The sequence below is a fragment of the Streptomyces xantholiticus genome, assembly GCF_014651015.1.
Lineage (GTDB): Bacteria > Actinomycetota > Actinomycetes > Streptomycetales > Streptomycetaceae > Streptomyces > Streptomyces xantholiticus.
Genome location: NZ_BMWB01000005.1, coordinates 48,282 through 74,040, shown reverse-complemented (window position 1 = coordinate 74,040; position 25,759 = coordinate 48,282). Strand labels below are relative to the sequence as shown.

At 72.5% G+C, this 25,759-nt stretch carries 24 protein-coding genes and 2 pseudogenes; 11 read left to right on the top strand and 15 right to left on the bottom strand.

Features of this window, described 5'->3' with window-relative positions; genetic code table 11:
- Window positions 1–6: 6 nt before the first annotated feature.
- Window positions 7–1,485, bottom strand: coding sequence for an MFS transporter (locus tag IE198_RS10835; protein ID WP_189885223.1), 1,479 nt, complete (start codon window positions 1,483–1,485; stop codon window positions 7–9).
- Between the two features lie 87 nt (window positions 1,486–1,572).
- Here IE198_RS10835 and IE198_RS10830 point away from each other — a divergent pair, with 87 nt between their 5' ends.
- Entirely contained in the window at window positions 1,573–1,983 is a 411-nt protein-coding gene (locus IE198_RS10830; protein WP_189885221.1) for a MarR family winged helix-turn-helix transcriptional regulator, read from the top strand.
- A gap of 24 nt (window positions 1,984–2,007) precedes the next feature.
- Here IE198_RS10830 and IE198_RS10825 read toward each other — a convergent pair.
- From IE198_RS10825 to IE198_RS10815, 3 genes and pseudogenes are all read right to left on the bottom strand, one after another.
- Window positions 2,008–2,753, bottom strand: a pseudogene (locus IE198_RS10825) (maleylpyruvate isomerase family mycothiol-dependent enzyme).
- A 42-nt stretch (window positions 2,754–2,795) separates the two neighbouring features.
- Complete coding sequence (locus IE198_RS10820) at window positions 2,796–2,954, bottom strand: SCO4225 family membrane protein (protein WP_189885219.1); 159 nt, start codon at window positions 2,952–2,954, stop codon at window positions 2,796–2,798.
- 61 nt (window positions 2,955–3,015) lie between these two features.
- Complete coding sequence (locus IE198_RS10815) at window positions 3,016–4,236, bottom strand: MFS transporter (protein WP_189885217.1); 1,221 nt, start codon at window positions 4,234–4,236, stop codon at window positions 3,016–3,018.
- A 97-nt stretch (window positions 4,237–4,333) separates the two neighbouring features.
- Here IE198_RS10815 and IE198_RS10810 point away from each other — a divergent pair, with 97 nt between their 5' ends.
- The 3 genes and pseudogenes from IE198_RS10810 to IE198_RS10800 form a co-directional block, all read left to right on the top strand.
- The gene (locus IE198_RS10810; RefSeq protein ID WP_100105911.1) at window positions 4,334–5,548 is read left to right on the top strand and encodes an ROK family protein; all 1,215 of its coding nucleotides are present in this window, start codon (window positions 4,334–4,336) and stop codon (window positions 5,546–5,548) included.
- Between the two features lie 101 nt (window positions 5,549–5,649).
- Window positions 5,650–6,495 carry a YhjD/YihY/BrkB family envelope integrity protein gene (locus tag IE198_RS10805; RefSeq protein WP_373299822.1) on the top strand — a complete coding sequence of 282 codons (846 nt, stop codon included), beginning with the start codon at window positions 5,650–5,652 and terminating at the stop codon, window positions 6,493–6,495.
- A 62-nt stretch (window positions 6,496–6,557) separates the two neighbouring features.
- A pseudogene (locus IE198_RS10800) lies at window positions 6,558–6,743 on the top strand (FAD-dependent oxidoreductase); the annotation flags it as partial.
- 33 nt (window positions 6,744–6,776) lie between these two features.
- Here IE198_RS10800 and IE198_RS10795 read toward each other — a convergent pair.
- The gene (locus IE198_RS10795) at window positions 6,777–7,358 is read right to left on the bottom strand and encodes a DUF4865 family protein (RefSeq protein ID WP_189885214.1); all 582 of its coding nucleotides are present in this window, start codon (window positions 7,356–7,358) and stop codon (window positions 6,777–6,779) included.
- 4 nt (window positions 7,359–7,362) lie between these two features.
- Window positions 7,363–7,953, bottom strand: coding sequence for a TetR/AcrR family transcriptional regulator (locus tag IE198_RS10790; protein WP_189885213.1), 591 nt, complete (start codon window positions 7,951–7,953; stop codon window positions 7,363–7,365).
- Window positions 7,954–8,124: 171 nt separating this feature from the next.
- On the opposite strand from IE198_RS10790, the gene IE198_RS10785 reads away from it, so the two are divergent.
- Complete coding sequence (locus IE198_RS10785; RefSeq protein WP_189885211.1) at window positions 8,125–8,409, top strand: SHOCT domain-containing protein; 285 nt, start codon at window positions 8,125–8,127, stop codon at window positions 8,407–8,409.
- Between the two features lie 91 nt (window positions 8,410–8,500).
- Here IE198_RS10785 and IE198_RS10780 read toward each other — a convergent pair whose 3' ends face one another.
- Window positions 8,501–9,037 carry an ATP-binding protein gene (locus IE198_RS10780; RefSeq protein WP_189885209.1) on the bottom strand — a complete coding sequence of 179 codons (537 nt, stop codon included), beginning with the start codon at window positions 9,035–9,037 and terminating at the stop codon, window positions 8,501–8,503.
- A gap of 176 nt (window positions 9,038–9,213) precedes the next feature.
- Complete coding sequence (locus IE198_RS10775) at window positions 9,214–9,537, bottom strand: hypothetical protein (RefSeq protein WP_189885207.1); 324 nt, start codon at window positions 9,535–9,537, stop codon at window positions 9,214–9,216.
- Between the two features lie 194 nt (window positions 9,538–9,731).
- On the opposite strand from IE198_RS10775, the gene cds1 reads away from it, so the two are divergent.
- A complete protein-coding gene (cds1, locus tag IE198_RS10770; protein ID WP_189885205.1) occupies window positions 9,732–10,868 on the top strand; it encodes an L-cysteine desulfhydrase Cds1 in 1,137 nt (378 codons plus the stop codon).
- Between the two features lie 20 nt (window positions 10,869–10,888).
- Here cds1 and IE198_RS10765 read toward each other — a convergent pair whose 3' ends face one another.
- From IE198_RS10765 to IE198_RS10755, 3 genes are all read right to left on the bottom strand, one after another.
- The gene (locus IE198_RS10765; protein WP_189885203.1) at window positions 10,889–11,371 is read right to left on the bottom strand and encodes an SRPBCC family protein; all 483 of its coding nucleotides are present in this window, start codon (window positions 11,369–11,371) and stop codon (window positions 10,889–10,891) included.
- A gap of 69 nt (window positions 11,372–11,440) precedes the next feature.
- A complete protein-coding gene (locus IE198_RS10760) occupies window positions 11,441–11,905 on the bottom strand; it encodes an SRPBCC family protein (RefSeq protein ID WP_189885201.1) in 465 nt (154 codons plus the stop codon).
- A gap of 7 nt (window positions 11,906–11,912) precedes the next feature.
- Window positions 11,913–12,785 (bottom strand): DeoR/GlpR family DNA-binding transcription regulator, encoded by an 873-nt coding sequence (locus tag IE198_RS10755; RefSeq protein WP_189885199.1) that lies wholly within the window; start codon window positions 12,783–12,785, stop codon window positions 11,913–11,915.
- Between the two features lie 186 nt (window positions 12,786–12,971).
- Between IE198_RS10755 and IE198_RS10750 the strand changes: the two genes are divergently transcribed.
- Window positions 12,972–15,431 (top strand): hypothetical protein, encoded by a 2,460-nt coding sequence (locus tag IE198_RS10750; RefSeq protein ID WP_189885197.1) that lies wholly within the window; start codon window positions 12,972–12,974, stop codon window positions 15,429–15,431.
- On the opposite strand, the gene IE198_RS10745 is transcribed toward IE198_RS10750, so the two are convergent.
- The 3 genes from IE198_RS10745 to IE198_RS10735 all read right to left on the bottom strand — a co-directional run bounded on the left by IE198_RS10745 (window position 15,401) and on the right by IE198_RS10735 (window position 19,309).
- Window positions 15,401–17,812, bottom strand: coding sequence for a right-handed parallel beta-helix repeat-containing protein (locus IE198_RS10745; protein WP_189885195.1), 2,412 nt, complete (start codon window positions 17,810–17,812; stop codon window positions 15,401–15,403). The two genes, IE198_RS10750 and IE198_RS10745, sit on opposite strands and share 31 nt — an antisense overlap.
- Window positions 17,813–17,952: 140 nt before the next feature.
- On the bottom strand, window positions 17,953–18,561 hold the full coding sequence (locus IE198_RS10740) for an Rv1733c family protein (RefSeq protein ID WP_189885624.1): 609 nt from the start codon (window positions 18,559–18,561) through the stop codon (window positions 17,953–17,955).
- Window positions 18,562–18,856: 295 nt separating this feature from the next.
- Window positions 18,857–19,309: a DUF6643 family protein gene (locus IE198_RS10735; protein ID WP_189885193.1), complete on the bottom strand. Its 453-nt coding sequence runs from the start codon at window positions 19,307–19,309 to the stop codon at window positions 18,857–18,859.
- A 251-nt stretch (window positions 19,310–19,560) separates the two neighbouring features.
- Here IE198_RS10735 and IE198_RS10730 point away from each other — a divergent pair, with 251 nt between their 5' ends.
- Window positions 19,561–20,817: a TerD family protein gene (locus IE198_RS10730; protein WP_189885191.1), complete on the top strand. Its 1,257-nt coding sequence runs from the start codon at window positions 19,561–19,563 to the stop codon at window positions 20,815–20,817.
- 52 nt (window positions 20,818–20,869) lie between these two features.
- On the opposite strand, the gene IE198_RS10725 is transcribed toward IE198_RS10730, so the two are convergent.
- A complete protein-coding gene (locus tag IE198_RS10725) occupies window positions 20,870–22,042 on the bottom strand; it encodes a glycosyltransferase (protein ID WP_189885189.1) in 1,173 nt (390 codons plus the stop codon).
- Window positions 22,043–22,100: 58 nt separating this feature from the next.
- Between IE198_RS10725 and IE198_RS10720 the strand changes: the two genes are divergently transcribed.
- The 3 genes from IE198_RS10720 to lnt all read left to right on the top strand — a co-directional run bounded on the left by IE198_RS10720 (window position 22,101) and on the right by lnt (window position 25,733).
- A complete protein-coding gene (locus tag IE198_RS10720) occupies window positions 22,101–22,886 on the top strand; it encodes a glutamate racemase (protein WP_189885187.1) in 786 nt (261 codons plus the stop codon).
- Between the two features lie 82 nt (window positions 22,887–22,968).
- On the top strand, window positions 22,969–23,544 hold the full coding sequence (locus IE198_RS10715; protein ID WP_189885185.1) for a hypothetical protein: 576 nt from the start codon (window positions 22,969–22,971) through the stop codon (window positions 23,542–23,544).
- A 572-nt stretch (window positions 23,545–24,116) separates the two neighbouring features.
- Entirely contained in the window at window positions 24,117–25,733 is a 1,617-nt protein-coding gene (gene lnt, locus IE198_RS10710) for an apolipoprotein N-acyltransferase (protein WP_189885183.1), read from the top strand.
- Window positions 25,734–25,759: the final 26 nt, after the last annotated feature.

Genomic DNA, 25,759 nt, shown 5'->3' with positions numbered 1-25,759 from the left:
TGAGGGTCAGTCGCCCGCCGCCACCCGCTGCGGCTCCTTGTCCGGCACGGACCTGGCGACCACGATGCCCGGGCGTTCGCGGGGCGTGCGCAGCCCGGTCAGTGTGATGAGCAGTCCGGCGGCCGCGATCACGGTGACCACGACCAGGCCGGGCCGGAAGCGGTCGAGCACCTCCTGCGGCGAGCCGCCCGTCTCACCGCCCGCCGTGATCACCGCCGTGACGACCGCGAGGAAGATCGCTCCACCGACCTGGATCGAGGTGTTCAGCAGGCCGGAGACCATGCCCTGCTCGTGGTCCTCGACGCCGTTGGTCGCCTGGATGTTGAGCGACGGGAACACCAGGGCGCAGGCCGCTCCCAGCAGCAGCATCGACGGCAGGATCGCCGCGGCGTAGGTCGGGTCGAGGTCGATCCGCAGGAACAGCGCGTACGCCACGACCAGCAGGGCGAAGCCGGTGGCGATCACCCGTGGGGTGCCGAACCGGTCCACGACGGAGCCGATCTTCGTCGCCGAGAGCGCCACCAGCGCACCCGCGGGCAGGAAGGCGAGTGCGGTCTCGAGCGCGGACCAGCCGAGCAGCGACTGCATGTACTGAGTGACGAGGAACTGGAACCCGACGTACGAGCCGAAGAAGAACGCGGCACCGACGTTCGCCCGGATCTGACTGCCGGAGCGCAGTACCCCGAGCCTGATCAGCGGATGGGAGCTGCGCCGCTCGATGGTGACGAAGACGAACAGCAGGACGGCGGCCGCGGCGAAGGAGAGCAGCGTCTGCGCGGAGGCCCAGCCGACCTCCGGTGCCTGTACGACGGTGAAGACGAGCAGCAGCATGGAGGCGGTGCCGGTGACGGCGCCGGGGAGGTCGTAGCCCATGCCGGAGTCCTCGCGGCGGCTGCGAGGGATCAGCCGGATACCGGCCAGGAGCGCGACCAGTGCGATGGGCGCGGGCAGCAGCATCGTCAGACGCCAACTGACCTCGGTGAGCAGGCCGGAGAGCACGAGGCCCATCGAGAAGCCGGTGGCGGCGCAGGTGGTGTAGATGGACAGCGCGCGGTTGCGCTGGGGGCCTTCCTTGAAGGTCGTGGTGATGATCGACAGGCCCGCGGGGGCGGTGAAGGCCGCGCTCAGGCCCTTGACGAACCGGCTGGCGATCAGCAGTGGACCGGAGTCGACGAGCCCGCCGAGCAGGGAGGCGAGGGCGAAGACGGCGAGGGCGATGAGGAAGACCCGCCGGCGCCCCAGCAGGTCGGCCGCGCGGCCGCCGAGCAGCAGGAGGCCGCCGTAACCCAGGATGTAGCCGCTGACGATCCACTGGAGGGTCGCGGTGGACAGCCCCAGATCGCCGGCTATGGAGGGCAGGGCGACGCCGACCATCGACACGTCGAGGGCGTCGAGGAACATCGCGGCGCAGAGTACGAGAAGGGTGCCCCACAGTCGTGGGCTCCAGCGGTCCTGTGCTTGGGGGACGTTGGGCGGAGAGGTCATACGCAGGACACTACATGCACATGCATTGACTGCAAGTGCATTTAATTCCGATGCAACAATGTGCGACTTCTCTGCTAACGTGCGGTCATGGCTGCTGCTAAGTCCGAGCAAGCGCTCGTGGAGGAGTGGCGCGAAGTTCTTGCGTTGCACGCCCGCACCATGTGCGAGCTCGACCGCGAGCTGCACCGGCACGGGCTCGGTGCCAGCGACTTCGAGGTGCTCGACGTGCTCGCCGAGATGCGGGCGGAGGACGCAGGCCCCGGGGACCGCTCGTGCCGTGTCCAGGAACTCGCGGGCCGGGTCCATCTCAGCCAGAGCGCGCTCTCGCGTCTGATCGCCCGGCTGGAGAAGGACGGCCTGGTCACCCGCGGTATGTGTGCGGAGGACCGGCGGGGCGTGCGCGTCGCGCTCACTGACGAGGGCCGCGCGCGCCACGCGGTGGTGAAGCCCGTCCAGCGTGAGGTGCTGTCCCGGATGCTGCCCGGCGACCGGACCTGAGCCGTGGCGCGGCCCCGGCCGCGCTCACTGCGACCAGGTGATGCCCGACTGCTCCCGCCACAGCCGCGCGAGCCCGGTGTCCCCGGTGACGGTCACGGCGTCCAGAGGCAGCCGGTTCCAGAGCGTCAGATACAGCCGTTCCGCGGTCCCTGCCAGCTCGCAGTCGGGGGGACCGTCGTCCGTGCGTACGGTGCGCGGCGGCTGCGCCGACAGCCGGACGGTCCACACGTCGCCCGTGTCCGTCGCCCTGACCCGCAGCACGCGGGGGGTTTCGGTACGGACCCGGCTCTTCGGCCGGGCGTGGAAGGCCGACAGCAGTTCGCGGCGCCGTCCACCGCGAACGGCGCCGCGACGTGTCCCGGACCGCCACCGGCCGCCGACTGGGCGTCCGCCCGGTGCACAGCCGTCTCATGGGCCTGCCGCCGTGCCCAGAAGTGCAGCGGCGACGGGGCGGGCAGGAACGACCAGCAGGACAGGTCCGGCGGGGCCTCGCTCAGCGCACCCACCAGCAGTCCGTGCCCCTCCTGGAACCACTCCAGCAACTCGTCCCCGTCCAGATCGGGTGCACCCGCGCCGGCCCGGTACTCGGTGTGACCCTCCGCGACGAAGCCCGTTGCCCAGCGGTGCACCATGCCGGTGTGGCGCAGCAGGTGCCGCACCTGCCACGCCGGACACGTCGGCACGGCCGCGTCGGGACCGGCTTCCTCGGCGGCGGAGGCCAGTAACTGCCCGTCCTGGACGAGGGACTTGATGAAGGCAGAGGTCTCCATGGCTTCGATTGTGCCAGTCGGCCGCCCTGCTCTCGAGAGGACTCAGGCCCCGTGCGGACGGGCGGCGCGCCCCTGGCGGGTCAGCAGCCGGGTGAAGAGTCCGAGCGCGAGGGCCTGGAGCAGCACCGACAGAACGAGTGCCGGATACAGGAACGCGGCGGACTGTGCGAACGAATCCCCGGCGAACGCGCCGAAGGCCATGAAGCGCGTGGTCGTGGTGGTTCCATGCTGCGGCGCCCGGCGCGCGGGCGCCTGAGTACGGCTACTCAACCGCCCTGGCGGCGGCCGCCCGTGCGCCGTACGCGATCACCGCGGCGCCGGCGGCCAGTGCCGCCACCGTCGTCAGGGCCACGGGCAGCGAGAACCAGTCGGCGAGGAAACCGATCGCCGGCGGGCCGAGCAGCATGCCGCCGTAGCCAAGGGTCGACGCGGCGGCGACACCGCCCGGGCCGGCGAGTTCGCCCGCCCGTCCGACCGCCACGGGGAAGATGTTGGCCAGGCCCAGTCCCGCGACGGCGAAGCCGGCCAGCGCGGCCCACACGGAGGGGGCGAGCGCACCGAGCAGCATGCCCGCCGCCGCGGTGGCCCCGCCGAGGACGAGGGCGCGGGTCTGGCCGAGCCGCTCCAGCAGGACCGTTCCGCTGAGCCGGCCGGCCGTCATGGTGAGCGCGAACAGTGAGTAGCCGGCCGCGGCGAGTCCCGGGTGGGCGTGCAGGTCCTGCTCGAGATGCAGCGCGCTCCAGTCGGCCATGGCGCCCTCGCCGTACGCGGTGCACAGTGCGATCACGCCGAAGAGCAGCACGAGCCTGCGGGTGCGGCCCTCGAGACGGCGAGGCGCCGAAGGGGTGGTGTCGGTCCGTGCCGCCGGCGCGTGGTGGCGCAGCAGTACGGGGCCGGCCGCGGCGGTGACCAGAAGGCCGATGCCGGTGAGCGCCAGCAGGTGAACGGAGGGGGAGAGGCCGCCCGCGACCAGGCCGCCGAGGCCCGCGCCGAGCATCCCGCCGAGGCTGAAGGCCGCGTGGAACGAGGGCATGACGGGCCGTCGCATCGCGCCCACCAGCTCGACGGCGGCGCTGTTCATCGCGACGTTGATCCCGCCGTACGCGGCGCCGAAGACGAGCAGGACCAGTCCGAGGGCGAGGGAGGAGTGGGTGAGCGGCGGCAGCGCCATGCTCAGCGCGAGCAGTACGGCACTGGCGACGGTCACCGGGTGGCTGCCGAAGCGGCGGCAGAGCTGTCCGGTGAGAGTCATCGTGACGACGGCCCCGGCCGACACCCCGAGCAGGGCGAGGCCGAGGTCGCTCGCCGAGGAGCCGGTCTGCTGCTTGATGGCCGGGATGCGGACGACCCAGCCGGCGAAGAGGAAGCCGTCGAGGGCGAAGAAGACGGTGAGGGCGATTCGGAGGCGGGACAGGGAGGCGGAGGCGGGATCTCCGCCCGGGACCCCCGGTATGGCCGTCGTGAGTTTGTTTAGTAGCGGCACAAAGTCAGGATAGGGGTTCGGGTCGGCCATGTTCAAGGCGGCCGGATCACCTGCATGAAAGCGCTCGCGCCTCCGGGATCATGGGAGACTCGCCTTCATGAACGGCAAGGCGACAACCACCCGGACGAGACTGGAGAGAGGCCGCAGTGCGCTCGGCCCCGCCCTGGAACTGGTTCACACCGGACGTGCGCCCACGCGTGCCGTGCTCACCGCCGAACTCGGCGTCACCCGCGCCACGGCCGGTGCCGTGGCTGCCGAACTGGAAGCCCTCGGCCTGATCCGCGTCGACTCCCGCCCCGGCGCGGCCGCCGGCTCGCAGGGCCGCCCCTCGCACCGGCTCTCCGTCGACGACAGCGGCCCCGTCGTCCTCGCCGCCCAGGTCCACGCCGACGGATTCCGCGCCGCGCTCGTCGGCCTCGGCGGCCGGATCGTCGCCACCGCACCGGGCTGCGTCACCGTCCAGGCCGACCCGGCCCAGGTGCTCGGCGAGGTCGTCGACGCGGGCGCCGAACTACTGCGCCGCAGTGGCCGCCGCTGCGTGGGCGCCGGTCTCGCTGTTCCCTCCGCGGTCGCCGAGCCCGAGGGCACCGCACTCAACCCGCTGCACCTGGCCTGGCCGGCCGGGGCGCCCGTGCGGGACATCTTCGCCGAGCAGGTCGGTGCCGCGGGCATCACCGGGCCCGCCTTCGCCGGCAACGACGTCAACCTTGCCGCGCTCGCCGAGCACCGCCACGGCGCCGGCCGCGGCGCCCAGCATCTGCTGTGCGTCGCCACCGGCCACCGGGGCGTCGGCGGCGCGCTCGTCCTCGACGGGCGCCTGCACAGCGGCAGTTCCGGGCTGGCGCTGGAGGTCGGCCACCTCACCGTGAATCCCGAGGGCCGCCCCTGCCACTGCGGCAGCCGCGGCTGCCTCGACGTCGAGACCGACCCGCTCGCCTTCCTGACGGCCGCGGGCCGCGCCCCCGGCCCCGAGGTCTCGCTGCTGCAGCGCGCGAGGGACCTGCTCCGTGAGGAGTACGACGACCCCGCCGTGCGGAGTGCGGCGGAGGAACTCGTCGACCGGCTCGGGCTGGGGCTGGCCGGGCTGGTCAACATCCTCAACCCGGACCGCATCATCCTGGGCGGGCTCCACCGCGAACTGCTCGAGGCCGACCCGGACCGATTGCGGGCCGTGGTCACCGACCGCAGCCTGTGGGGCCGCAGCGGCGGGGTCCCCATCCTGTCGTGCACCCTCGACCACAACAGCCTCGTGGGTGCGGCCGAACTGGCCTGGCAGCCTGTCCTCGACGACCCCCTCGGCGCACTCGTCTGACCTCCGTTGGCCTCAGGCCCCGATCCGGCTGCCTCACGAGTGCCACCCGTCCGGAGGCATCCAGGGCGGCCCCCGGGACGCTTCCGGGTAGGCCACGACATGTGAGCAACGAGTCCGTCCGCCCGCACCGTCTCCTGCGCCTTTGGCGCGCGCTGGCCAGGTCGCCGCTCGGGGTGGGCTGGAACCGTGGCCGTGACCTGGAACTGATGCACCGGGCCATGGGCTTCGCCGCCCTCGGGTTCCTCACGCTCGTACCGCTGCTCATCGTCGTTGCGGCCACCGACCCGGCCAGCGGTCAGGGGTTCGCCCGCTGGCTGAGCCAGGCGCTGGGAGTCGCGGAATCGTCCCAGGACGAGGTCGAGCGGCTGTTCGGCATGCCGGGGCAGGCCCTGCAGCGCACCACCGCCTTCGGTATCGCCGCGCTCGTCGTCTTCGGGCTCACCTTCGGTTCCGCGGTGCAGACCACCTACGAGAAGGTCTGGGACCTGCCGGCCGCCCGCTGGCACACCATGTGGCGCCATGTCGTCTGGCTGGCGATGCTCATCGTCTACCTCCTGGCCTTCGTGAGCACGCCGCTGCCCGGCGATTCGGCGCTGTCGGCCTTCGTGGGGGCGATCGGCGACCTGGCGGGGACGGTGCTGTTCTTCTGGGTGTCCCAGCGGCTGCTGCTCTGCGGACGGGTCCGCTGGCGGGCCCTGCTGCCGGGGGCGGTGGCAACCGCCGTCGCCATGGCCGGGCTACGGGTCTTCTCGCAGCTGGTCTTCTCCCCACTGATCGCCTCGAGCGCGGTGACGTACGGCCCGTTCGGCACGGTGCTGGTGGTTCAGTCCTGGCTCGTCGGGGTCGGAGTGGTCGTCTACGGCGGTGGCATCGCGGGGCGCGTCGCCCACGAGGTATGGACCGGGCGGCGGCTGACACATGAGGAGGAGCCGCCCTCCGGGGTGTGAAACAGGCCGTCCGGGTGAACCCCGCCGGAGGCCCGCTGCCGCCGGCCCAAGATCCAGTTCCAGGTGCATTTTCAGTCCTGCTCCCCGGGCAGCACACCGAACTCCTTCCGGACATGGGCACTGCGGAACATGGGCACTGCGGAGGGCCGCTGCACTTCGCCGGGTGCCACACCTTGCTGAAACCGGCATGGATCGAGGGAGCGCTGGACTCCGCCGTGCGTGCCGCTCTGGAGGTGCACACCCACTGATGGCCGCGGGCGTCCGGGGTGCCGGGTCCTCGCTCACCAGTGCCTGCCCTGACGCAGCGCGGCGCGTTCCGGCTGCGACAGGTGGAGCACCTGGTAACGGTCGCCGACGGCCTTCGGAAAATCGTGCTCCCACAGCGTGGCGTACAGCAGCTCCCAGTGGCGCGGGTCGACGGCGAGCGCCGCGCAGACCACGCCGTCGAGTGCCGCGAGCCGCCGGGTCTTGGCCAGTGCCTCCTCGACGACCGGGCCCGGCAGAACCCCTGAGGGGATGCGCTGCCTGCGCCGGACGGCGGTGCGCGCGGGGGCGGAGGCCGACGGGCCCTCGTGGTACGCGAGCCCGGTCCAGTGCTGCACCTGCGGCCGCCCGAAGTCGTCGACGATCCCCTCGAACCCCGGCCCCCACAGGAAGGTGTTCATGCCCGCGGGCGCCGACCACAGATACAGCGGCGCGTACTGGTTGACCGGCGAGCCCGCGCCGCGCTCACGCATCAGATAGGCCTTGAGCCCGAGACCGGGGAAGTCGTCGAGCAGATGTCCGCGGGCCGCCACCCGGTCGCGGATGACGCCCATGTCGTAGTCGGCGGGCAGTGTGATCTCGTACTGCATCGCGTGCATGCGGTCATCGACTCCTGGGTGCGGCGAACGCATCGAGCAGGGAGAGCACACCCCGGACCGCTGCGTCGAAGGCGCCCGTGGAGCCGGACGCGCGGGCCAGCACATAGCCGCCCTGGAGGGTCGCGACGATGGTCGCGGCGATGTCGGCGGGCACGAGCGCCCCGTTCAACTCGCCCTGCGACTGGCCCTGCTCGACGATCTCCGCGAGCCGGCCGCGCAGCCAGTCGAGCGTCTCGTCGACCGGGGCGCGCAGCCGGTCGTCGGCGATGACGTCCGGATCCATGGTCAGCCGGCCGACGGGGCACCCGCGCAGCACGTCCCGCTCCCGCAGCAGAAAGCCGGCGATCCGTTCGTACGCCGTGCCCGGCCGGTCGAGCGACGTTCCGGCCGCCGCCCGCAGTTCCTCGGCCGTGCGCCGGACAGCGGCCAGCGCGAGGTCGGGCTTGCCGGTGAAGTGGTGGTACATGCTGCCTTGGCCCGCTCCCGCGCGCTGCTGGATCGCCCTGGGGCTCGTCCCCACGTAACCGCGCTCCCACAGAAGCTCACGCGTGGCCTCGACCAGTCGCTCCGGAGTGCTCATGACCGCACTGTACATACTAGTAGGTACAGAAGCCACCGCGGCGGAAGGCGGTCGTGACCGTTCCGCGTACTCCCGTGGAGGTAGCCGCACTGCCGCCGGCCGTACGACGACTCGCACCCCCTGCGGGCGGGAGCCTCAAAAGCAGCAAGAACGGCAGCACCAACGCCATCGAGGAGCTGAACCGAGATGAACACACTCGCCTACGACGGGCCCGGTCCGTGGATCCTGTTCTTCCCGCTGATCTGGGCGGCCGTCGTCCTCGGCACCGTCACCGTGCTGCGCCGCACCGGGATCTGGCGCGGCCGCCCCGCCCCGTGGCAGCGCGGCCGTCCGACCATCGCAGAGAGCTCGCCGATCGCCGTCCTCGGCCGCCGCTTCGCCGCCGGCGAGATCGACGAGGAGGAGTACTGGCGGCGGCTGTCCGTCCTGGACGAGCAGTTCGGAGGCGTCCCCCAGGACCGTGCGGCATGACCTCCCACGGGAACGGGAAGCCACCGTCCGCGGGTCGTCGAAGCCGTGAGACTACGGCAGCGGTGACACCCCGGGCGGACGCTCCGACCGGTCAGCCGGCAACGGCCGGCCGGGCGGCCGCCGTCCCGGTCGCCGGTACCGCCGGCACGGGCTCCGTCTCAGGTGCCCCGGCGAACGGGCCGATGGTCGTCGCCCCGTACACCGCCGGGTACTCCGGCAGGGCCACCGCGGGGGAGGAGGCCGGAAGGGTGAACCACACGACCTTGCCGGCGTCGCCCTGCGGCCTCGCGCCCCAGCTCTCGCTGACGGCCGCCACCAGGGCGAGGCCGCGACCGGAGGTGGCGGCCATGCCGGGATCCCGCACGGCAGGCAGACGCGGGTCGTGGTCGTGGACGGAGACCGTGAGCCGGTCGAGCAGCAACTCGACATCCACGGTGCACATCTTGTCCGGCTCGGCATGCCGGTGGACGTTGGTCAGCAACTCGGTGACGCCGAGCGCGGCATGGTCGATCAGAGGATCGAGATGCCAGTAGCGCAGTTGCGCCGAGATGATTCTGCGGACCTGACCGATCCGCGACGGCAGGGCCTGGAGCTCCACCGTGCAGTGCCTGCTGGGCTGGCTGGTCACGGCTGCGACTCCCCGAAATAGTCCGGAAGAAGACGAGAATTGCGATCCAGCAGTCGGCCGACCTGCTGATCGTACCGACGGGGCTGGATCACAGCGTGACCGCCGGTGCACCCTGAGTGATGTGGTATCAGCGTGAACCATCGCTCACAGGCCCGCAACCGGGCGGGCCCGCGCGCTCAGTGCTGCGAGCCGCCCGCCCCGCGCACCGCCTCAAGGAAACGCCCCGCCATGGCGCGGCCGTCCCGCCGCCGGCTGCGCTGCCCCATGGTCAGGCGGTACCGCTTGCCGTTCAGTGTCGCCACGGTGCTGTCCTCGCCGGCGAACCACGGCCGTGCGGCGGTCACCGCGCGCACCGGGGCGCTCTCGATCACCTTGCCGTAACTGGTCATCAGCGCCAGCCTGCCGTCCTTGATCAGCACCTGCCCGGCCCGGGTGAGCGAGCGGGGCCAGCGCTCGATACGCACACCTGTGGCGCTGAATTCCGGCTCTGCCACGGCCATCTGTCCGCCCCCTTCGCAACGACTCTCCTGGAAGTGTGCACAACTGGGGCCGCGTACACCAGTACGCCCGGTGCCGACCGGCCACAAGCGACTCCTATGGACACCCAAAGTGAACGTTTACGCAGGTGAGCCGCTTACTGTTGCCAGTGGTACCAGACGGTCGCAGCAGATGACCGCAGACGAAGGGCGACGCCATGAACAGCACGGCGCAGCAGCCGGCACCGGACGGGGCGGCCGTGACCGTCGACGTCGACCGCAGCGACGCGCACTACCGGGGATGGCTCAAAGATGCCGTACGCAAGGTCCAGGCGGACGCCAACCGCTCGGCCGACACCCATCTGCTGCGCTTCCCGCTGCCCGATGAGTGGGGCATCGACCTCTACCTCAAGGACGAGTCCACGCACCCCACCGGCAGCCTCAAACACCGCCTCGCCCGCTCCCTGTTCCTGTACGGGCTCTGCAACGGCTGGATCAGACCCGGCAAGCCGGTCATCGAGGCGTCCAGCGGCTCGACCGCCGTCTCGGAGGCGTACTTCGCCAAGTTGATCAAAGTGCCCTTCGTCGCCGTCATGCCGCGCACCACGAGCGCCGAGAAGATCCGGCTGATCGAGTTCCACGGCGGGCGGTGCCACTTCGTCGACGACCCCCGGAAGATGTACGAGGAGTCGGCCGCCCTCGCCGAGCGGACCGGCGGCCACTACATGGACCAGTTCACCTACGCGGAACGGGCGACCGACTGGCGCGGAAACAACAACATCGCCGAGTCCATCTACCAGCAACTGCGGCTCGAGCGGTACCCGGAACCGGCCTGGATCGTCGCGACCGCCGGCACCGGAGGCACCTCGGCGACCATCGCCCGCTATGTGCACTACATGCAGCACGACACCCGGGTCTGCGTCCCCGACCCCGAGAACTCCTGCTTCTTCGACGGCTGGACGCACGGCGACCCGGACGCGAGCAGCGACTGCGGATCGCGGATCGAGGGCATCGGCCGGCCCCGTATGGAGCCGAGCTTCGTTCCCGGCGCCATCGACCGGATGATGAAGGTGCCCGACGCCGCCAGCCTCGCCGCCCTGCGGGCCCTGGAGGGCGCCATCGGGCGCAAGGCGGGCGGCTCCACCGGCACCGGGCTGTGGAGCGCGCTGAAGATCGTCTCCGAGATGGTGGCGGCAGGGGAGAAGGGCAGCGTCGTCACGCTGATCTGCGATTCGGGCGACCGCTATCTCGACAAGTACTACTCCGACACCTGGCTCGCCGAGCAGGGGCTGGACATCCGGCCGTACACGGCGGTGATCGAGCGGTTCCTCTCGCAGGGCGTCTGGCGCTGCTGACGGCGGGCGCGGCCGGCCGTTCAGATGCCGGGGGAACGGGCGAGGCGACGGTCCAGATTGCGCACGGCGTCGCGGAAGGCACGGCCGAGCCCCGGGCGGCCGAGCCGCAGCGCGAGCCGCAGCGGCGCCGGACCGTCGGCCGCGAACGTCCACCGCACGCGTGCGCCGCTCGCCGCCGGGGTGATCCGCCACTCCTCCAGCAGGGCCCGCAGACCGGGGGCGTTGGTCTGGTCGACGCGGTAGGCGTAGCGGGTGTCCCGCTCCCTCGCGAGGACCGTCTCGGTGAACACCGTGCCACCCTTGAGCCGGATCTCACGGCCGGCGCCGTCGTCCACGGGCCTGGCGGCGGTCACCGCGGTGAACCAGCCCGGCCAGCCGGCGACATCGTCGGCGAGCGCCGCGTACAGCGCCTGGGGCGACGCCGAGACCTGCGCGGAGAAGACCAGGCGCAGCGGAGCGCTCTCCACGAACTCCAGCCCCACCGAACGGAGTTGACGTGCCATGTCGGCTACCTCCAGCGCCGAAGGACGGGACCGTACACCATAGCCGCGGCACAGGCCGATGTCCGCCCCTCAGCCCTCGCTCGCACCGCTCGCCCCGCCTCCCGCCCCAAGGATCCCGTCGAGCGCGCGTCCGAACACCCGTCGGCCCACCCGTGCGACAAGGGGGTCCAAAGCCGCCGGCAGCCACGGGAATCGCAGCTCCTCCACCCACAGCACCACCGAACCCGGGCCCTTCTCGTGCACCTCGATCTCGGCCCAGCCGGTGATCACCCTGCCGCGCTTCTCCAGCCGGCAGCGGCCCGGCCGGCCGGCCGACGGCGGCTCCCAGGCGACGACCTCCATCGGGTCGTCGAAACCCAAACGGCCGAACGCACTGCGCACGACGAACACCGTGCCCGCACCGGTGGGCGGCGGGCTTGCCATCGAGACGGCCGTCAGTGGCACCTGCGCCGCATGGGCCGGCCAGTCGGTGACCCGCAGCCAGCACTCATGGACGGGCAACCCGGTCGTCCGGCCGAGGCGGAAGGTGCCCACGCCGGACTCAGCCGTCCTGACCGTCGTGAATCCCCGCCTGCCGCGGCTCGCCGGCCGTGTCCGCCTCGCCCGCCACCACGAGTCCCGGTAGGTGCTCCGCGATCTCCTCCCGGGCCGCGGTCGGCAGACCGGCGTCTGTCACCAGGGTGTCCACCTCCGCGAGTTCGGCGAACGAACTCAGGCCGACCGTTCCCCACTTGGTGTGGTCGGCGACCACCACCACCCGGCGCGCGGCCCGCACAAGCCGGCGATTCGTTTCCGCCTCCGCCAGATTCGGCGTGGAGAGGCCCGCCTCCACAGAGATGCCGTGCACACCGAGGAAGAGCACATCGAAGTGGAGCGAGCGGATCGCCTGGTCCGCCACCGGCCCAACCAGCGAGTCCGACGGCGTACGCACGCCTCCCGTGAGCACCACGGTCGCGGCCCCCGGCCGCCGGCCGCCCGCCGCGCCCGGCTGCTGAGCCGTGTGGAACACGTCGGCGACGCGCACCGAGTTGGTGACGACCGTCAGGTCCGGCACCTCCAGCAGATGGTGCGCCAGCGCGTACGTCGTGGTGCCGCCCGACAGGGCGATCGCGCTGCCGGGCGCCACCAGCCGGGCCGCGGCCCGTGCGATGTCCTCCTTCGCGCTCAGCTCGAGCGCCGACTTGGCCTCGAACCCCGGCTCGTGCGTGCTCGCCTCGGCCACCGGCACCGCACCGCCGTGCACCTTCGCGACGGCACCCTGCCGCGCCAGGGCATCCAGGTCGCGGCGGACCGTCATGTCGGAGACTTTGAGCCTGCGGGTGAGTTCATTGACCCGCACCCCGCCGCGCCTGCGCACCTCGTCGAGGATCAGAGCACGCCGCTGCTCCGCGAGGAGGTTCTGGTTGTCGCTCACAGCCGGGGCCGGTCCTTCCCGTTCGTCGTATGACGGCCATGCCGCCTGCGCGAGGCGTGGCCGAGGCTTCTCATCCTCGCACGCGTATTGCCGGCCGGGCTCGGGGAGATTCCGTGAGAGCGGTGCGGCGAGCTGCCATGATCCTTGATTCTGTCGCCATCGTTGCCGAGGAAGGAAGTCACCGCAGTGACCCCTGCGACCCGGGCGCCGCACAGCGGCGGGCCCGCACTCGAGCTGCTCGTCCACGGTGTCGGCGGAGCCACCCCCCAGGACATGCTCGGCGACCCCCGTACGGTGCGGATATCGGGCGACGAGAAGGCCGCCGTGTACCGCCGCACCGACGACGCGGAGGCGGAGGACAGCCCTGGCGTCCACCGCGACCGGCCCATCCCCGAGGCGTACTGCTGGTCCAACCTGACCTCGGGCAACGGCGCCCGCGCACTGTGGCTGCTGCTGCTGCCGTTCATGGTCGTCAACCTCGGGCACTGGATGCGGCCCAGGGTCCGAGGGATGCGCCGGACCACCCGGCTCTACGGGGCGCTGGTGCGCCTGGTCGCCCTGAGCCTGACCGTGCTGCTGACGGCCGCCGCCTGCGAGGTCGCCCTCGACCTGCTGGCCTGGCAGTGCGCCGGGTCCGCCGAGTGCAGCGGCGACCGGTCCTGGCTGGGCTTCATGTCCGCTGCGCAGGGCGGCTGGTGGTCGCAGCCGGGGCGGCGCCTCGCGCTCGCGTCGGTGGTGCCCGCCGCGCTGGTGACACTGCTCTGGTACCTGTCCAACCGGACCTGGAGCGCGTACGAGTCGCAACGCCCGCCGGTCGGGGACGCCGCAGACGACCAGGGCGAGGAGGAGGATGCCGAGGAAGCGGAGGACGACGGCCGCGCAGTCCCGGGGGAGGCGGACTGCGGCGCCGCCGACGACGTCGCACAGCCCGCGCCGCTCGTGAGGCCGGCGCTGGGCAGACCCGGATTCTGGTACGGCCGCCGGCTCGTCGCCCGCCTGCGCGCCGCCCACACCGCCGCCGGGTTCCTCACCGTCGCCGCCGCGGTCGCCGGAGCCGCCGCACGGCACGACCGGGCCGCCCAGGACGTCCCGTTGAAGATTTGCGGCGTGCTGCTGGAAGGTGCGCTCGTGGTCGTCGGGACCGCCGTGCTGTGGGTGGTGTGCCGCAGGGGCCGCAGTGAGCGGCGTATCGACGCCGGCCTCGACCGCGCCGCCGTCCGCTGCCTGCCGGGGGCCGCCCTGGCGCTGCTCGCCCTGTCGCTCCTCTACGCCTCCTGGTCGCGGCCCGGCTGGGCATCGGGCGCCACCCTGCCCGGCGAGGTCACCTTTCGTGTCATCGTCCTCGCCCAAGGTGCCCTCGTCGTCGCGCTGGCCGTGGCCGCCCGGCTCCTGCACCGCCGCGCGCGCCATCCACGGACCGTGCTGCACGGACTAGGCGGTCCGGCCGTCGCCATGCTCGCCTGCGCGCTCGGCGGAGTGATGACCGGCGGGGTGGCGCAGCGGGTCGCGGACTGGATCGACGGGCCGGGAACTCCGGGCATGGACGGCGAGGGCACCATTCCCGGGCCGCCGGTGCTGCTGAGCTGGCAGGCGTCCGTCATCCCCGTACTGCTGGCGGTGCTGCTGATCCCCGCGCTGCTGCTCGTCGTACGGACCTGGCTGGTGGCCCGCCGCCTCGCGCCGCAGGTCGAGGCGGAGTACTTCGAGGGGGCTCCACCCGGTGAGGGCCGCCGCGATTCGGTCCGCACCCGGCGGATCGCGGGCACCCGCGCCCGCGCCGCCCTCACCGACGTGGCACCTCTGATGGTGGGCGTCGTCTCCGGCGCGACCCTGTTGCTCGGTGCCGGGGCCGTCGGCGGTTCCTGGCTGAGCGGTGAGGTGCCGGGCCGCTCCTTCGGCGAACGGGGCCTCGCCGAGTCGGCCGCCGAGACCGCGCAGGCGCTCGGCTCCTGGCTCGTCGGCTTCGGTTTCATACTGTTCGTCACCATGGGCCGCCGCGCCTACCGCGACGCCTCCGCCCGGCGCACCATCGGCATCCTGTGGGACGTGGGTACCTTCTGGCCGCGGGCGGCGCACCCCTTCGCGCCGCCCTGCTATGCCGAGCGGGCCGTACCCGACCTGACCTGGCGGGTGTGCACCTGGACGGCTCGGACCGGCGGCCGACTGGTGATCTCCGGCCACTCGCAGGGCAGCGTGCTGGCCGCGGCGGCCGTGTGGCAACTGCCCCCGGCCACCCGCAGGAGGGTGGCGCTCCTGACGTACGGATCGCCGCTGGAGCGGCTGTACGGGCGCTGGTTCCCCGCGTACTTCGGGCCCAAGGCGCTGCTCGAACTCAGCAGCGAAGTCGACTGCTGGCGCAATCTGTGGCGGCGCACCGACCCGATCGGCGGGCCGATGCTGATCGCCGGCCGGCAGGGCCATGCCGGCGACGGCTGCGAGGACCCGACGGACGTCGACCGGGGGGCGCTCCAGGACCCCGTGGTCTACGGGCGTTCCGAGCGGCATCCGCTGCCCGAGCCGATCCTCGGGCACTCCGAATACCAGGCCGACCCGGTGTTCGCGAAGGAGCGGGCGGCACTGCTCGACCGGCTCACCCCCGCCGTGCCCCGGCAGGCTCAGGGCAGTTCGGGCAGATCGTCCGCGTAGAGCAGGGTGAGGTCGTCGGTGCTCGTCTCCGCGAGCTCGGCGACCCGCACCGCGTGCCGCTCCACCATCGACTCGAACGTCTGCCGCGCGGTGCGGCCGTTGCCGAAGGCGGGACCCTTCGGCAGGGCCGTGAAGTACTTGAGGAGCGCCTCGCCCGTGCCCCGGGCGAGCCGGTACTCGTGCTCCTCCGCCTGCTGCTCGACGATCCGCAGCAGCTCCTCCGGCTCGTAGTCGCTGAAGGTGATGGTTCGTGAGAAACGGGATGCCACCCCGGGGTTGACGGCGAGGAAGCGCTCCATCTCCGCCGTGTACCCGGCGACGATGACCACGACGGCGTCGCGATGGTCCTCCATCAGCTTCACCAGGGTGTCGATGGCCTCCTTGCCGAAGTCCCGCCCCGAGTCCTCGGGGGACAGGGCGTACGCCTCGTCGATGAAGAGCACGCCGCCGCGTGCCCGGTCGAACGCCTCCTGGGTGCGGATCGCGGTGGAGCCGATGTGCTCGCCGACCAGGTCGACCCGGGACACCTCGACGAGATGGCCGCGCTCCAGCACACCGAGCGAGGCGAGGATCTCGCCGTACAGCCGGGCGACCGTCGTCTTGCCGGTGCCGGGGGAGCCCGTGAAGACCAGATGGCGGCGCACCGAGGCCGCTTTGAGCCCCGCCTCCTGGCGGCGCCGGCCGACTTCGATCATGTTGGTGAGGGTGCGGACCTCGCGTTTGACACTGTCCAGGCCCACCAGAGCGTCCAGTTCACCGAGGACCGCCCCCGAGTCGCGCGCCGACGTGTCCTCCGGGGCGGGTGCGGCCGGGGTCTGCGTGCTCTGCGCCGGGACGGCGGACAGCAGTCCGGGCGTGGTCCTGGTCGCGGTCACGGTGGCCGTGCCAGGCTCCGTGCCCGGGCGCGCAATCCCGCTCTCGTCGCTGGTGCAGTCCTCGACGACCGCGCCCTCCTCGTCGCCCAACTCGTAACCGCCGCGGGCGCACCGTTCCGTGCGGCATCGGCTCAGTGTCGTACGGCAGCCGTCCATCACATGGAAGCCGTAGCCGCCGCTGCCCGTGACCCGGCAGCCGCGGAAGGTGCCCCGGCCCTCGGCCGACACATAGAAACCGGCCTCGGCGGGCGAGGTGACCGTACAGCGCTCGATCAGCGGGTCGGCGCCCTTGGTGACGATCACACCGGTCTGCGCGGCGTCGACGGTGCAGCCGTTCAGTGTGCCGCCGCTGCCGTGGTCACGGAACCAGGCACCGGTGGAGACCTCGCGGATACGGCAGTCGTCGAGCTGCGCCGTGGCTCCGTCGCTCACCGAGACCGCGGTGTTGCGGACCTGGGAGAGGTCACTGTCGACGACATCGACGCGCGATCCCCGGTCGAGGACGAAGAGGGCGTCGGGTACGTCGTGGACCCGGCACGAGTCGAGCACGGCCGTCGCGCCGTCACTGACCCAGACCGCCGGGTAGTCGCCCGTACTGTCGTGGATCTCGCACTGGTTGGCGTCCACCCGGGTCCCCGGGTCCCACACCGACAGGCCGTTGCGCCCGAAGCGGCGCACCGTGGACCGGGTGAGTGTCAGGACGGAACGGGAGCGCAGGTCGATCGCGTTCTCCGGGATGTCGTGGATGTCGCAGTCGGAGAGCGTGAGGATCGCGTCGGTGTCGAGGGTGACGCCGTCGGCCGACGTGCGGTGCACCGAGGAGTCGGTCAGATGTGCGGCGCCGCGGGACGCGATCTGGACGCCAGTGCCCTTGATCTCGTACACCTCGCAGCCGATGGCCTCGAGGCCGCTGCCCTCGCCGGTGACGCTCAGGCCCGCGCCGGAGGCGTGATGCACCCGGCAGCGCTCGAGCCGCGGATGCGCCCCTGCGTGCACCGACACGCCGGACTGGCCGGCGGAGACCACCTCGCACTCCTCGAACACGCCGCCCGCGCCGTCCAGTACGCCGATCCCGACGCCCGCCGGATTGTCGACCGTGCAACGGCGAACCGTGGGCCGGGCGGCACCGCGCACCTCGAGACCCACCGCGGACCGGGTGACGATCCGCAGGTCCGTCAGCTCCGGGGTGCCGTCCTCGACGAGCAGTGCGGGGGCGGACGAGTCCTGGCCCTCCACATGGAGGTCCCGCACGGTGGCCGATGCGCGCACGGTCAGGGGCACGCCGTCGGCGGGCGCGATGCGCACCGACCCGACCGCGCCCTCGGGACCCCGCAGGGTGACTGCGCGCCGGACGACCAGATTCTCGCGGTAGGTGCCGGGGGCCACGGTGAGGACGTCACCGTCGCCGGCGGCCTCCAGGGCAGCGGCGAGAGAGGGGTACTCGCCTGTGCGGCGCCGCCACCGCGAGGTGCCGGTGTGCGTCACCTGGACCGTGCCCTGTGCCATCGTGCTGCTCTGCCCCCACCTCGTGGTCCGTTCACTGCCGCGCCACTGAGGGGGACGCTTCCCGAACCCCTGGGACCTGCCCGAAGGGGTCGCACCACCGTAGCGCGCGAGGCGGGCGGGAGTTGACGGGATGTGGCAGCTCAGCTTCCCGCACCGGCCCGACCCCAGTCCGGCCCCACCGCGGCCCAGGCCCGGTCCAGGTCCGCGTGTCTGCGGCGCACGAGCCGCCACAGGACCAGCCTTCTCGCGCATTCGACGAGCAGGCCCCAGGCCAGTGCGGCGCCCACCCCGGCCAGTGCGGCATGCACCTCTGTGGTGGCGGGGTCCATCGGGCGGGGCACGATACGGCCGGACCTGTCCGTCCATACGCGGAACGTGTCGCCGGGGCGTGCCGCGGACAGCGTCGTCGGGAGGGTGCCGGTGTGCCGACTGCCGTCAGGTGCGGTCCACTTCGCCCTGACCGCCCATCGCCGCTCGCTCGCCGTGGCGGTCTCTGGATCGAAGGCGGCGGAACGCGGTGGCGTGACCGGGGCGAGCACCGTGGCCGTCGTGGCATGGCGCTGCAGCCGCTGGACCCGGACCGACTGGCGCAGCGACTCCTCGGCCAGCGCGCCGGTGATCCAGCCCGCGGCAGGGGCGGTCACGACGATGAGCAGGGCGGCGACGAGAGCGAGCCACGCCTCGACCAGATCGGTGGCACGCCGCAGGGGATTGCGGCGCCAGCGCCAGATGCCGACGGCTGCCCGCACGTGTCCCCACCCCTTCCCGTGTCCGTGCATGCCCGGTACGGGACGGCACAAGCACGAATGGTGCGAAGGGATGAGGAACGTCACCCCCCGCGAGCCGTCTCCGCGAACTCTCCAACGAGCTTGCCACCACGATGGGTTCCCGGGCGCCGGGAACTTCGTGACGGGGGCACATGTCGGTGGGTCGCACGCGGGGACCGGGGGGTGGTTGCCGTAAGAGGTCGGGCGGCGGCCCGTCCCTACCTCCGCGCCGGAGCACTCTCCGGGCGGGCCGCCGTATGCCGGTCGTCGCTGCGGCTCAGTACCCCCGGCTCTGGTACTGGCGGTAGTACGGATCCTCGTAGGGCGTGGGCGCCGGAGCGGGGCGGGCCGCCGCAGGCCGCATGGCCTCGTACCCGGTGGGTGCCGGACGCTGCGGCTGGGGCTGGTACTGCGCACCCGGGTAGCCGCGGGGTGCGGCCACCTGCTGCGGGATGTACGGCGCGGGCGCATGCTGCAGCGGCACGGGCTGCTGCATCGGCTGCGGGTAGCCGTAGGAGGGGGCGGACGGGGAAGGAGCCGCCGGGAGGGCGGGCAGGGCCGCGGGGAGCGCCGGCAGGTAGCTGTTGCCGGTGTCGTATGCGGCAGGCACTCGGATCGGGGCGATCTGAGGGGTGCCCCGCTCCGCGACCAGGGAGTCGTAGATCGGGGTGTCGGGAAACGCCGGCGCGGAGTAGTAACCGCCGCCGTAGGTGGCGCGGGGGGAGGTCATGGCACATAAGTTAAGCCCACGATGTGCTGGTTGGGGAGCCCGATAAGAGGGTTGTTTCGGCAGCTACGAGTGACCGGGGTTCACTAATGGGAGCGAACTTGGGAAAATCGGGCCTCCTTGAGTCTCGTGATCGTGTAAAGGGCAAGCTGAGAGAGGGTTACCGACGGGTCGGCCCCTCGGCGGGGGACGTATGCGGAATAGGTTGACGATGAATGAACTTCCGGGCGCACAGAATCGCGATGGGGGCGAGCATGTCCATGCTTAAGGGAGCGAACACCGCGGTGCAGGCGCGGAGCGTGCGCGTGGAGCTCGGCTGGCACGCCGGTCCGGGGGTGCCCGACGTCGACGCGTCGGCCCTTCTGCTGTCGTCCGGGAAAGTCCGCTCCGACAGCGACTTCGTCTTCTACAACCAGCCGTCGCACGCCTCCGGAGCGGTGCGCCACGAAGGCAGGCGGACGGCCGGCGGTGCCGTGACCGACGTCGTCGCCGTCGATCTCGAGCGGGTCGAGAGCGCTGTCGAACGGGTCGTGCTGGCCGCCTCCGCCGACGGAGGCAGCTTCGGGCAGGTGCCCGGCCTGCACATCAGGGTGCTCGACGCCACTTCCGGCGACGAGCTCGCCCGGTACGACAGCCAGGACGCCACGGTCGAGACGGCCTTCGTGCTCGGCGAGCTCTACCGGCGGCAGGGTACCTGGAAGTTCCGCGCCGTCGGACAGGGCTACCGGACCGGACTCGAGGGCCTCGCCACGGACTTCGGCATCACGGTCGACGAACCCCAGCACGCGCCCGCCGCGCCCGCCGCGCCGACGCCAGTGGCACCGGCTGCGGTGCCGCCTCCGCCGGCAGCGCCGCCCGTCGCGCCGCCCGCGCCCGTACGCCTCACCAAGGTGACGCTGACCAAGGAGGCGCCCACCGTCTCCCTCACCAAGCAGGGCGGCACGTCCGGCACGATGCGGGTCAACCTCAACTGGCAGGTGCGCAAGCAGTTCAAGGGCTGGGGCGCCAAGCTCGGCCGCGCGGTCGCCATGCACGGCGACCTCGACCTCGACCTGTGCGCGCTGTACGAACTCTCCGACGGACGCAAAGGCGTGGTGCAGGCCCTCGGCAACGCCTTCGGGGCGCTGGACCGGCCGCCGTTCGTACACCTCGACGGGGACGACCGCACGGGAGGCACACCGGGCGAGAACCTCACCGTCAACCTCGACCACCGGCGCCACATCCGCCGCATCGTCATCTTCGTGACGGTTTACGAAGGCGCCCGCAGCTTCGCCGATCTCGAGGCGACCGTGACCCTGCAGCCGCAGCACGGCGCGGCGATCGAGTTCTCCCTCGGCGAGTGCACCGTCCCCTCCACGGTCTGCGCCCTCGCGCTGATCACCAACACCGGCTCCGATCTCGTCGTCCAGCGCGAGGCCCGCTTCCTGGTCCCGCAGCGCGGCGTGAGCCCGCAGCGCACCGTCGACCACGCCTACGGCTGGGGCATGAACTGGACCCCCGGCCGCAAGTGACCTCCTGCGCCCCGCCGTGCGCACCCGGCGGGCGCGGCCCCCACCGCCGTCCTCAGGCGCCGCCCGCGACCTCCCGCCGTGCATACGTCCGGCCCTTCCACGCAGCGCCGCGCCCCCGTAGGTGCTGCACCGCGGAGTCGACCGTCATCAGCAGATACAGCGCCGCCGTGAACGGCAGCGTGAGCGCCAGCAGCGGCGGCTGCCGGTAGTAGCGCAGCATCGGCAGATACGTGCCGGTCATCACGGCCCACGCCGCCGCCCCGGCCGAGGCGGCCACCGCGTCGCGGGTGAACAGTCCCGCCGCGAGGGCCGCCGGCGGAACGAGATACACCAGTGCCAGCCCCGCGACGGTTGCCACGAGCACCGGCGGGCTGTGGCGCAACTGCGCGTAGGCACTGCGCGACACCATCCGCCACAGGTCGGCCAGTCGCGGATACGGGCGCACGCTGTCGACCCGCTCGGCGAGCCCGAGCCAGATCCTGCCTCCCGCGTCGCGCACGGCACGCGCCAGCGAGACGTCGTCGATCAACGCCTGCCGGATCGAGTCCGGCACCCCGGCCCTGACCGCGGCCTGCGCACGCAGCAGCACACAGCCGCCTGCCGCCGCCGCGGTCCTCGACCCGTCCCTGTTGATACGGCGGAACGGGTAGAGCTGCGAGAAGAAGTAGACGAAGGCCGGTACGACCAACCGCTCCCAGCCGCTCGCCACTCGAAGCCGCGCCATCTGGGACACGAGATCAAGGCCTCCGGTACGCGCAGCCGCGACCAACTCCCGCAGGCTGTCCGGCGCATGCGCGATGTCCGCGTCGGTCAGCAGCAGGAACTCGGGGGCACGCTCCCGCGCCGCGGCGATCCCGTGCCGCAGGGCCCACAGCTTCCCGGTCCAGCCGGGCTCCGGCTCGCCGGGTGTCACCAGCCGCAGCGGCAGACCCCCGTGGCGTGCGGCGAGTGACCGGGCGAGCTCCCCGGTCCCGTCACTGCTGTTGTCGTCGACGAGGACGACCTCGGCCCGCCCCGGGTACTCCTGGGCGAGCAGCGTCGGCAGACTCAGCGGCAGCACCTCGGCCTCGTCCCGCGCCGGTACGACGACGGCCACATCCGGCCAGTCGGCCGGGCTCTCGCGGTGTGGCAGCCGCTGGTCGGTCCGCCAGAAGAAGCCCTGGCCGAGCAGCAGCCACCCCCAGGCGGTCAGCGATCCCACGGCGATCCAGGCAAGGGCGCTCATTCGCCGCAGTCTGCCCCACGAAAGCCTGGGCGTGGCGGCGGTCGACTATGGTGACCGGGTGAAGATCGCGCTCATGGACTCCGGTATCGGCCTGCTCCCGGCAGCGGCCGCTGTGCGCACACTGCGCCCCGACGCGGATCTGGTGCTGTCCTGCGACCCCGACGGCATGCCCTGGGGACCGCGCACACCGGACGACCTCGCGGAGCGCGCGCTGACCGTGGCACGGGCCGCAGCGGCCCACCGTCCCGACGCGCTGATCGTCGCCTGCAACACCGCCTCCGTGCACGCCCTGCCCGCGATCAGGGCGGCGCTGGAGCCGGCACTTCCCGTCATCGGTACGGTTCCGGCGATCAAGCCCGCCGCGGCGGGCGGCGGCCGGGTCGCGATCTGGGCCACCCCGGCAACCACCGGCAGTCCGTACCAGCGAGGTCTCATCGAGGAGTTCGGCGGGTCGGCCGACGTGACCGAGGTCCCCTGCCCCGGTCTCGCCGACGCGGTGGAGCAGGCGGACGATGACGCCATCGACCGGGCCGTGGCCGCCGCGGCCGCGCTCACGCCCCACGACGTAAGGGCCGTCGTCTTGGGTTGCACCCATTACGAACTGGTCTCCGAGCGCATCCGGGCCGCCGTCCAGCAGCCGGACCTGCCGCCCCTCGTGCTGCACGGCTCGGCGGGCGCAGTTGCGGCACAGGCCCTGCGCCGGATGGGAGTGCGGCCCGTGCCCGACGCGGCGCCGAGCAGCCGGCTCACGGTCCTGCTGAGTGGGACGGAATCCACCCTTCCGGCCGAGGCGCTGAACTACGCGGAAGGCCGGCTGCTGCCCGCGGTCACCCCTGCGCACTGACGGCGGACACCATCGGTCCGACCTTTTCGACCGCTTTGTCGCAGCAGTGCTTGTTGTCCTGTTGCTGGGTACTGTCCTAGTCATGAGGCACCACTTCCGCCACGAGGGGCGCGGCTCCGAGCCCCTTCCAGAGGTCTGGATCGGCCGGGCGACCAACCGTATGCAGTGGCTGCTCGCGGTGGCTGGGGTGGGCTGCCTGGCCCTCGGTGTCAAACTGGCCGTCGGAGCCACCTGGACCACGGGCGTCGCCGCGTTGGCGATGGCGGTCGTCGGCTGCCTCGCGGCCGGCATCATGATCCTTTACGGCACGCTGGCCTTCGTGCACGTGGCGGTCAAGATCGACAAGTACGCGGTGGACGTGCGCTGCGGCCACATCGGTGTGCCGCGTCGGCACATCCCTCTCTCCCATGTGGTGAGCGCCGAGTTCGTTCCCAAGGTGACACCCCGGCAGTGGGGCGGCTGGGGCTGCCGCTGGCGGCCGGAGCAGGGCACCGCGGTGGTCGTACGGCGCGGAGAGGGGCTGGTGGTCACCCTGGGCGACGGCGGCATGTTCACGGTGACCGTCGACGACGCGGGGACCGCCGTGCGGGTGATCCGTGCCAGGCTCGGTCAGAGGGATCGGGACGCCTCCCAGGCGGGCGGGGCCACGCAGGCCTGACGGATGGCTCACGCACCGTGCCGGCCGCCCACGTGCCCCGGTCGTTCCGGCGCGCGCCCCGGTGGCTCCCGGTAAGCCGTCCCGGGACGCGACCGCAACCGTGAGAGCGCCCAGGGCGGCGAGCGTGAACGTGCCGCCGGGAGCAGCGACCGGGAGATCCACCCGCACGCATAGCCCGCGGTGACGGCGAACCCGGCGAGCAGCACGCCTTCCGGTCTGCCGTCCCGGCCTGCCGCGCCGACCAGAGACCACACGGCGCAGCCGGTCAGGACGACGGTGCCCATGACGTCGGTCCGCCTCCCGCGTTCCCGGCCCATGGCGCGCACGCCCGCTGGATCCATCCCGTCGTGCCCGACTGTGACGGGCCCCGCGCACGGACGGAACGGGCCGGACCGAACCGGCGGCCGCGACGCCGCGGCTCGGGGCCGAGCTGAAACGGCTTCGGGCGCGCAGAACTGGCACACACGTCTACGGGCGAGCCCGGAAGGGCGGCGGAATCGAGAAGAAACGTTGCTGCTCGACGGGCCGACGCGACTGCGCCGTTCACAGCCCTCCGCCGTAGACTCCGCCAGGTGAGCGCCACCATGACCTCCGTCGACACCCCCGGACCCGCGGCCACCGCAGGCAGCCCGCTCCTGCGCCTGCTCGTACGTCCCGCCGCCGCCGCGCTCAGTGGCGTGCTGCTCTTCGCGAGCTTTCCGCCGCGCCCGCTGTGGTGGCTGGCCTTCCCGGCGTTCGCCCTGCTCGGCTGGACCCTGCGGGGCCGCCGCCTGCGCACCGCCTTCGGGCTGGGCTACCTCGCAGGGCTCGGGTTCCTTCTCCCGTTGCTGGTTTGGACGGGCGAGGAGGTCGGCCCCGTGCCGTGGCTGGCCCTGGTGGCGGCGGAGGCCCTGTTCGTGGCGCTCGCCTGCACAGGGATCGCTGCCGTATCGCGCCTGCCCGCCTGGCCGCTGTGGGGTGCCGCCGTCTGGATCGCCGGAGAGGCGGCCCGCGCCCGCGTGCCGTTCGGCGGCTTCCCCTGGGGCAAGATCGCGTTCGGGCAGGCGGACGGGTTCTTCCTGCCGCTCGCTGCCCTCGGCGGCACGCCGGTCCTCAGCTTCGCGGTCGTTCTCTGCGGCTTCGGCCTCTACGAGACCGCACGTCTGTCGCCGGCCCTCCGCCGTGGCGCGGTCGCACCGCGCACGGCCGCTGCCGCCGCGCTGCTCTCCCTGCTCGTGCCCGTCGCCGCCGCCCTCGCCTCCCGGCCACTCGTCGACGCCTCCGCCGAGGACGGCACCGCGACGGTCGCCGCGATCCAGGGCAACGTTCCCCGCCTCGGTCTCGACTTCAACGCCCAGCGCCGGGCCGTCCTCGACAACCACGCCCGGCGGACCGAGCAGCTCGCCTCGGACGTGAAGGCGGGCAAGGAGCCCCGGCCCGACTTCGTGCTGTGGCCGGAGAACTCCTCCGACCTCGACCCGTACCGCAACACGGATGCCCGGCAGGTCATCGACGATGCGGTCGAGGCCATCGGCGTGCCGACCGTCGTGGGCGCCGTGGTCACCCCGGAGACCGGCAAGCTCCGCAACACCCTCATCGAGTGGGACCCGCAGCGCGGGCCGGTCGACACCTACGACAAGCGCCATGTCCAGCCGTTCGGCGAGTACATCCCGATGCGGTCCGTCGTACGGATCTTCAACGACGACGTCGACCGCGTCCGCCGCGACTTCGGGCCGGGTCACGAGGTCGGCGTCTTCGACCTGGCCGGTACCCGGGTCGGGCTCGTCACCTGCTTCGAGGCCGCCTTCGACGACGCGGCCCGCGACACCGTCACCCACGGTGCCCAGCTCATCTCGGTGCCGAGCAACAACGCCACCTTCGGCCGTAGCGAGATGACCTACCAGCAGCTGGCGATGTCCCGGGTGCGGGCCGTGGAGCACAGCCGCTCGGTCGTCGTCCCCGTCACCAGCGGCGTCAGCGCCGTCATCATGCCCGACGGGGAGATCGTCGAGCGGACGGCGATGTTCACGCCGGACGCCCTGGTCGCCGAGGTTCCACTGCGCTCGTCGCTCACGCCCGCGACCCGGCTCGGTGCCGTACCCGAGTCGGCGCTGCTGCTGCTCGCGGCCGGCGGCCTGGCCGCGGTCGCCGTCGGCGCCGTACGGGAGCGGCGGCGCCGGGCGGACGACGCGGTCGGCGACCCCGCGTAAGGCCGCGTCGGGCAGGTCGGCCGGGC

What these genes read in the sequence shown, in the direction of transcription:
- IE198_RS10835 (WP_189885223.1), bottom strand. Translation starts at nt 1,485, where the DNA reads ATGACCTCTCCGCCCAACGTCCCCCAAGCACAGGACCGCTGGAGCCCA.
- IE198_RS10830 (WP_189885221.1), top strand. Translation starts at nt 1,573, where the DNA reads ATGGCTGCTGCTAAGTCCGAGCAAGCGCTCGTGGAGGAGTGGCGCGAA.
- IE198_RS10820 (WP_189885219.1), bottom strand. Translation starts at nt 2,954, where the DNA reads ATGGCCTTCGGCGCGTTCGCCGGGGATTCGTTCGCACAGTCCGCCGCG.
- IE198_RS10810 (WP_100105911.1), top strand. Translation starts at nt 4,334, where the DNA reads ATGAACGGCAAGGCGACAACCACCCGGACGAGACTGGAGAGAGGCCGC.
- IE198_RS10795 (WP_189885214.1), bottom strand. Translation starts at nt 7,358, where the DNA reads ATGCACGCGATGCAGTACGAGATCACACTGCCCGCCGACTACGACATG.
- IE198_RS10790 (WP_189885213.1), bottom strand. Translation starts at nt 7,953, where the DNA reads ATGTACAGTGCGGTCATGAGCACTCCGGAGCGACTGGTCGAGGCCACG.
- IE198_RS10785 (WP_189885211.1), top strand. Translation starts at nt 8,125, where the DNA reads ATGAACACACTCGCCTACGACGGGCCCGGTCCGTGGATCCTGTTCTTC.
- IE198_RS10775 (WP_189885207.1), bottom strand. Translation starts at nt 9,537, where the DNA reads ATGGCCGTGGCAGAGCCGGAATTCAGCGCCACAGGTGTGCGTATCGAG.
- cds1 (WP_189885205.1), top strand. Translation starts at nt 9,732, where the DNA reads ATGAACAGCACGGCGCAGCAGCCGGCACCGGACGGGGCGGCCGTGACC.
- IE198_RS10765 (WP_189885203.1), bottom strand. Translation starts at nt 11,371, where the DNA reads ATGGCACGTCAACTCCGTTCGGTGGGGCTGGAGTTCGTGGAGAGCGCT.
- IE198_RS10745 (WP_189885195.1), bottom strand. Translation starts at nt 17,812, where the DNA reads ATGGCACAGGGCACGGTCCAGGTGACGCACACCGGCACCTCGCGGTGG.
- IE198_RS10735 (WP_189885193.1), bottom strand. Translation starts at nt 19,309, where the DNA reads ATGACCTCCCCCCGCGCCACCTACGGCGGCGGTTACTACTCCGCGCCG.
- IE198_RS10730 (WP_189885191.1), top strand. Translation starts at nt 19,561, where the DNA reads ATGTCCATGCTTAAGGGAGCGAACACCGCGGTGCAGGCGCGGAGCGTG.
- IE198_RS10725 (WP_189885189.1), bottom strand. Translation starts at nt 22,042, where the DNA reads ATGAGCGCCCTTGCCTGGATCGCCGTGGGATCGCTGACCGCCTGGGGG.
- IE198_RS10715 (WP_189885185.1), top strand. Translation starts at nt 22,969, where the DNA reads ATGAGGCACCACTTCCGCCACGAGGGGCGCGGCTCCGAGCCCCTTCCA.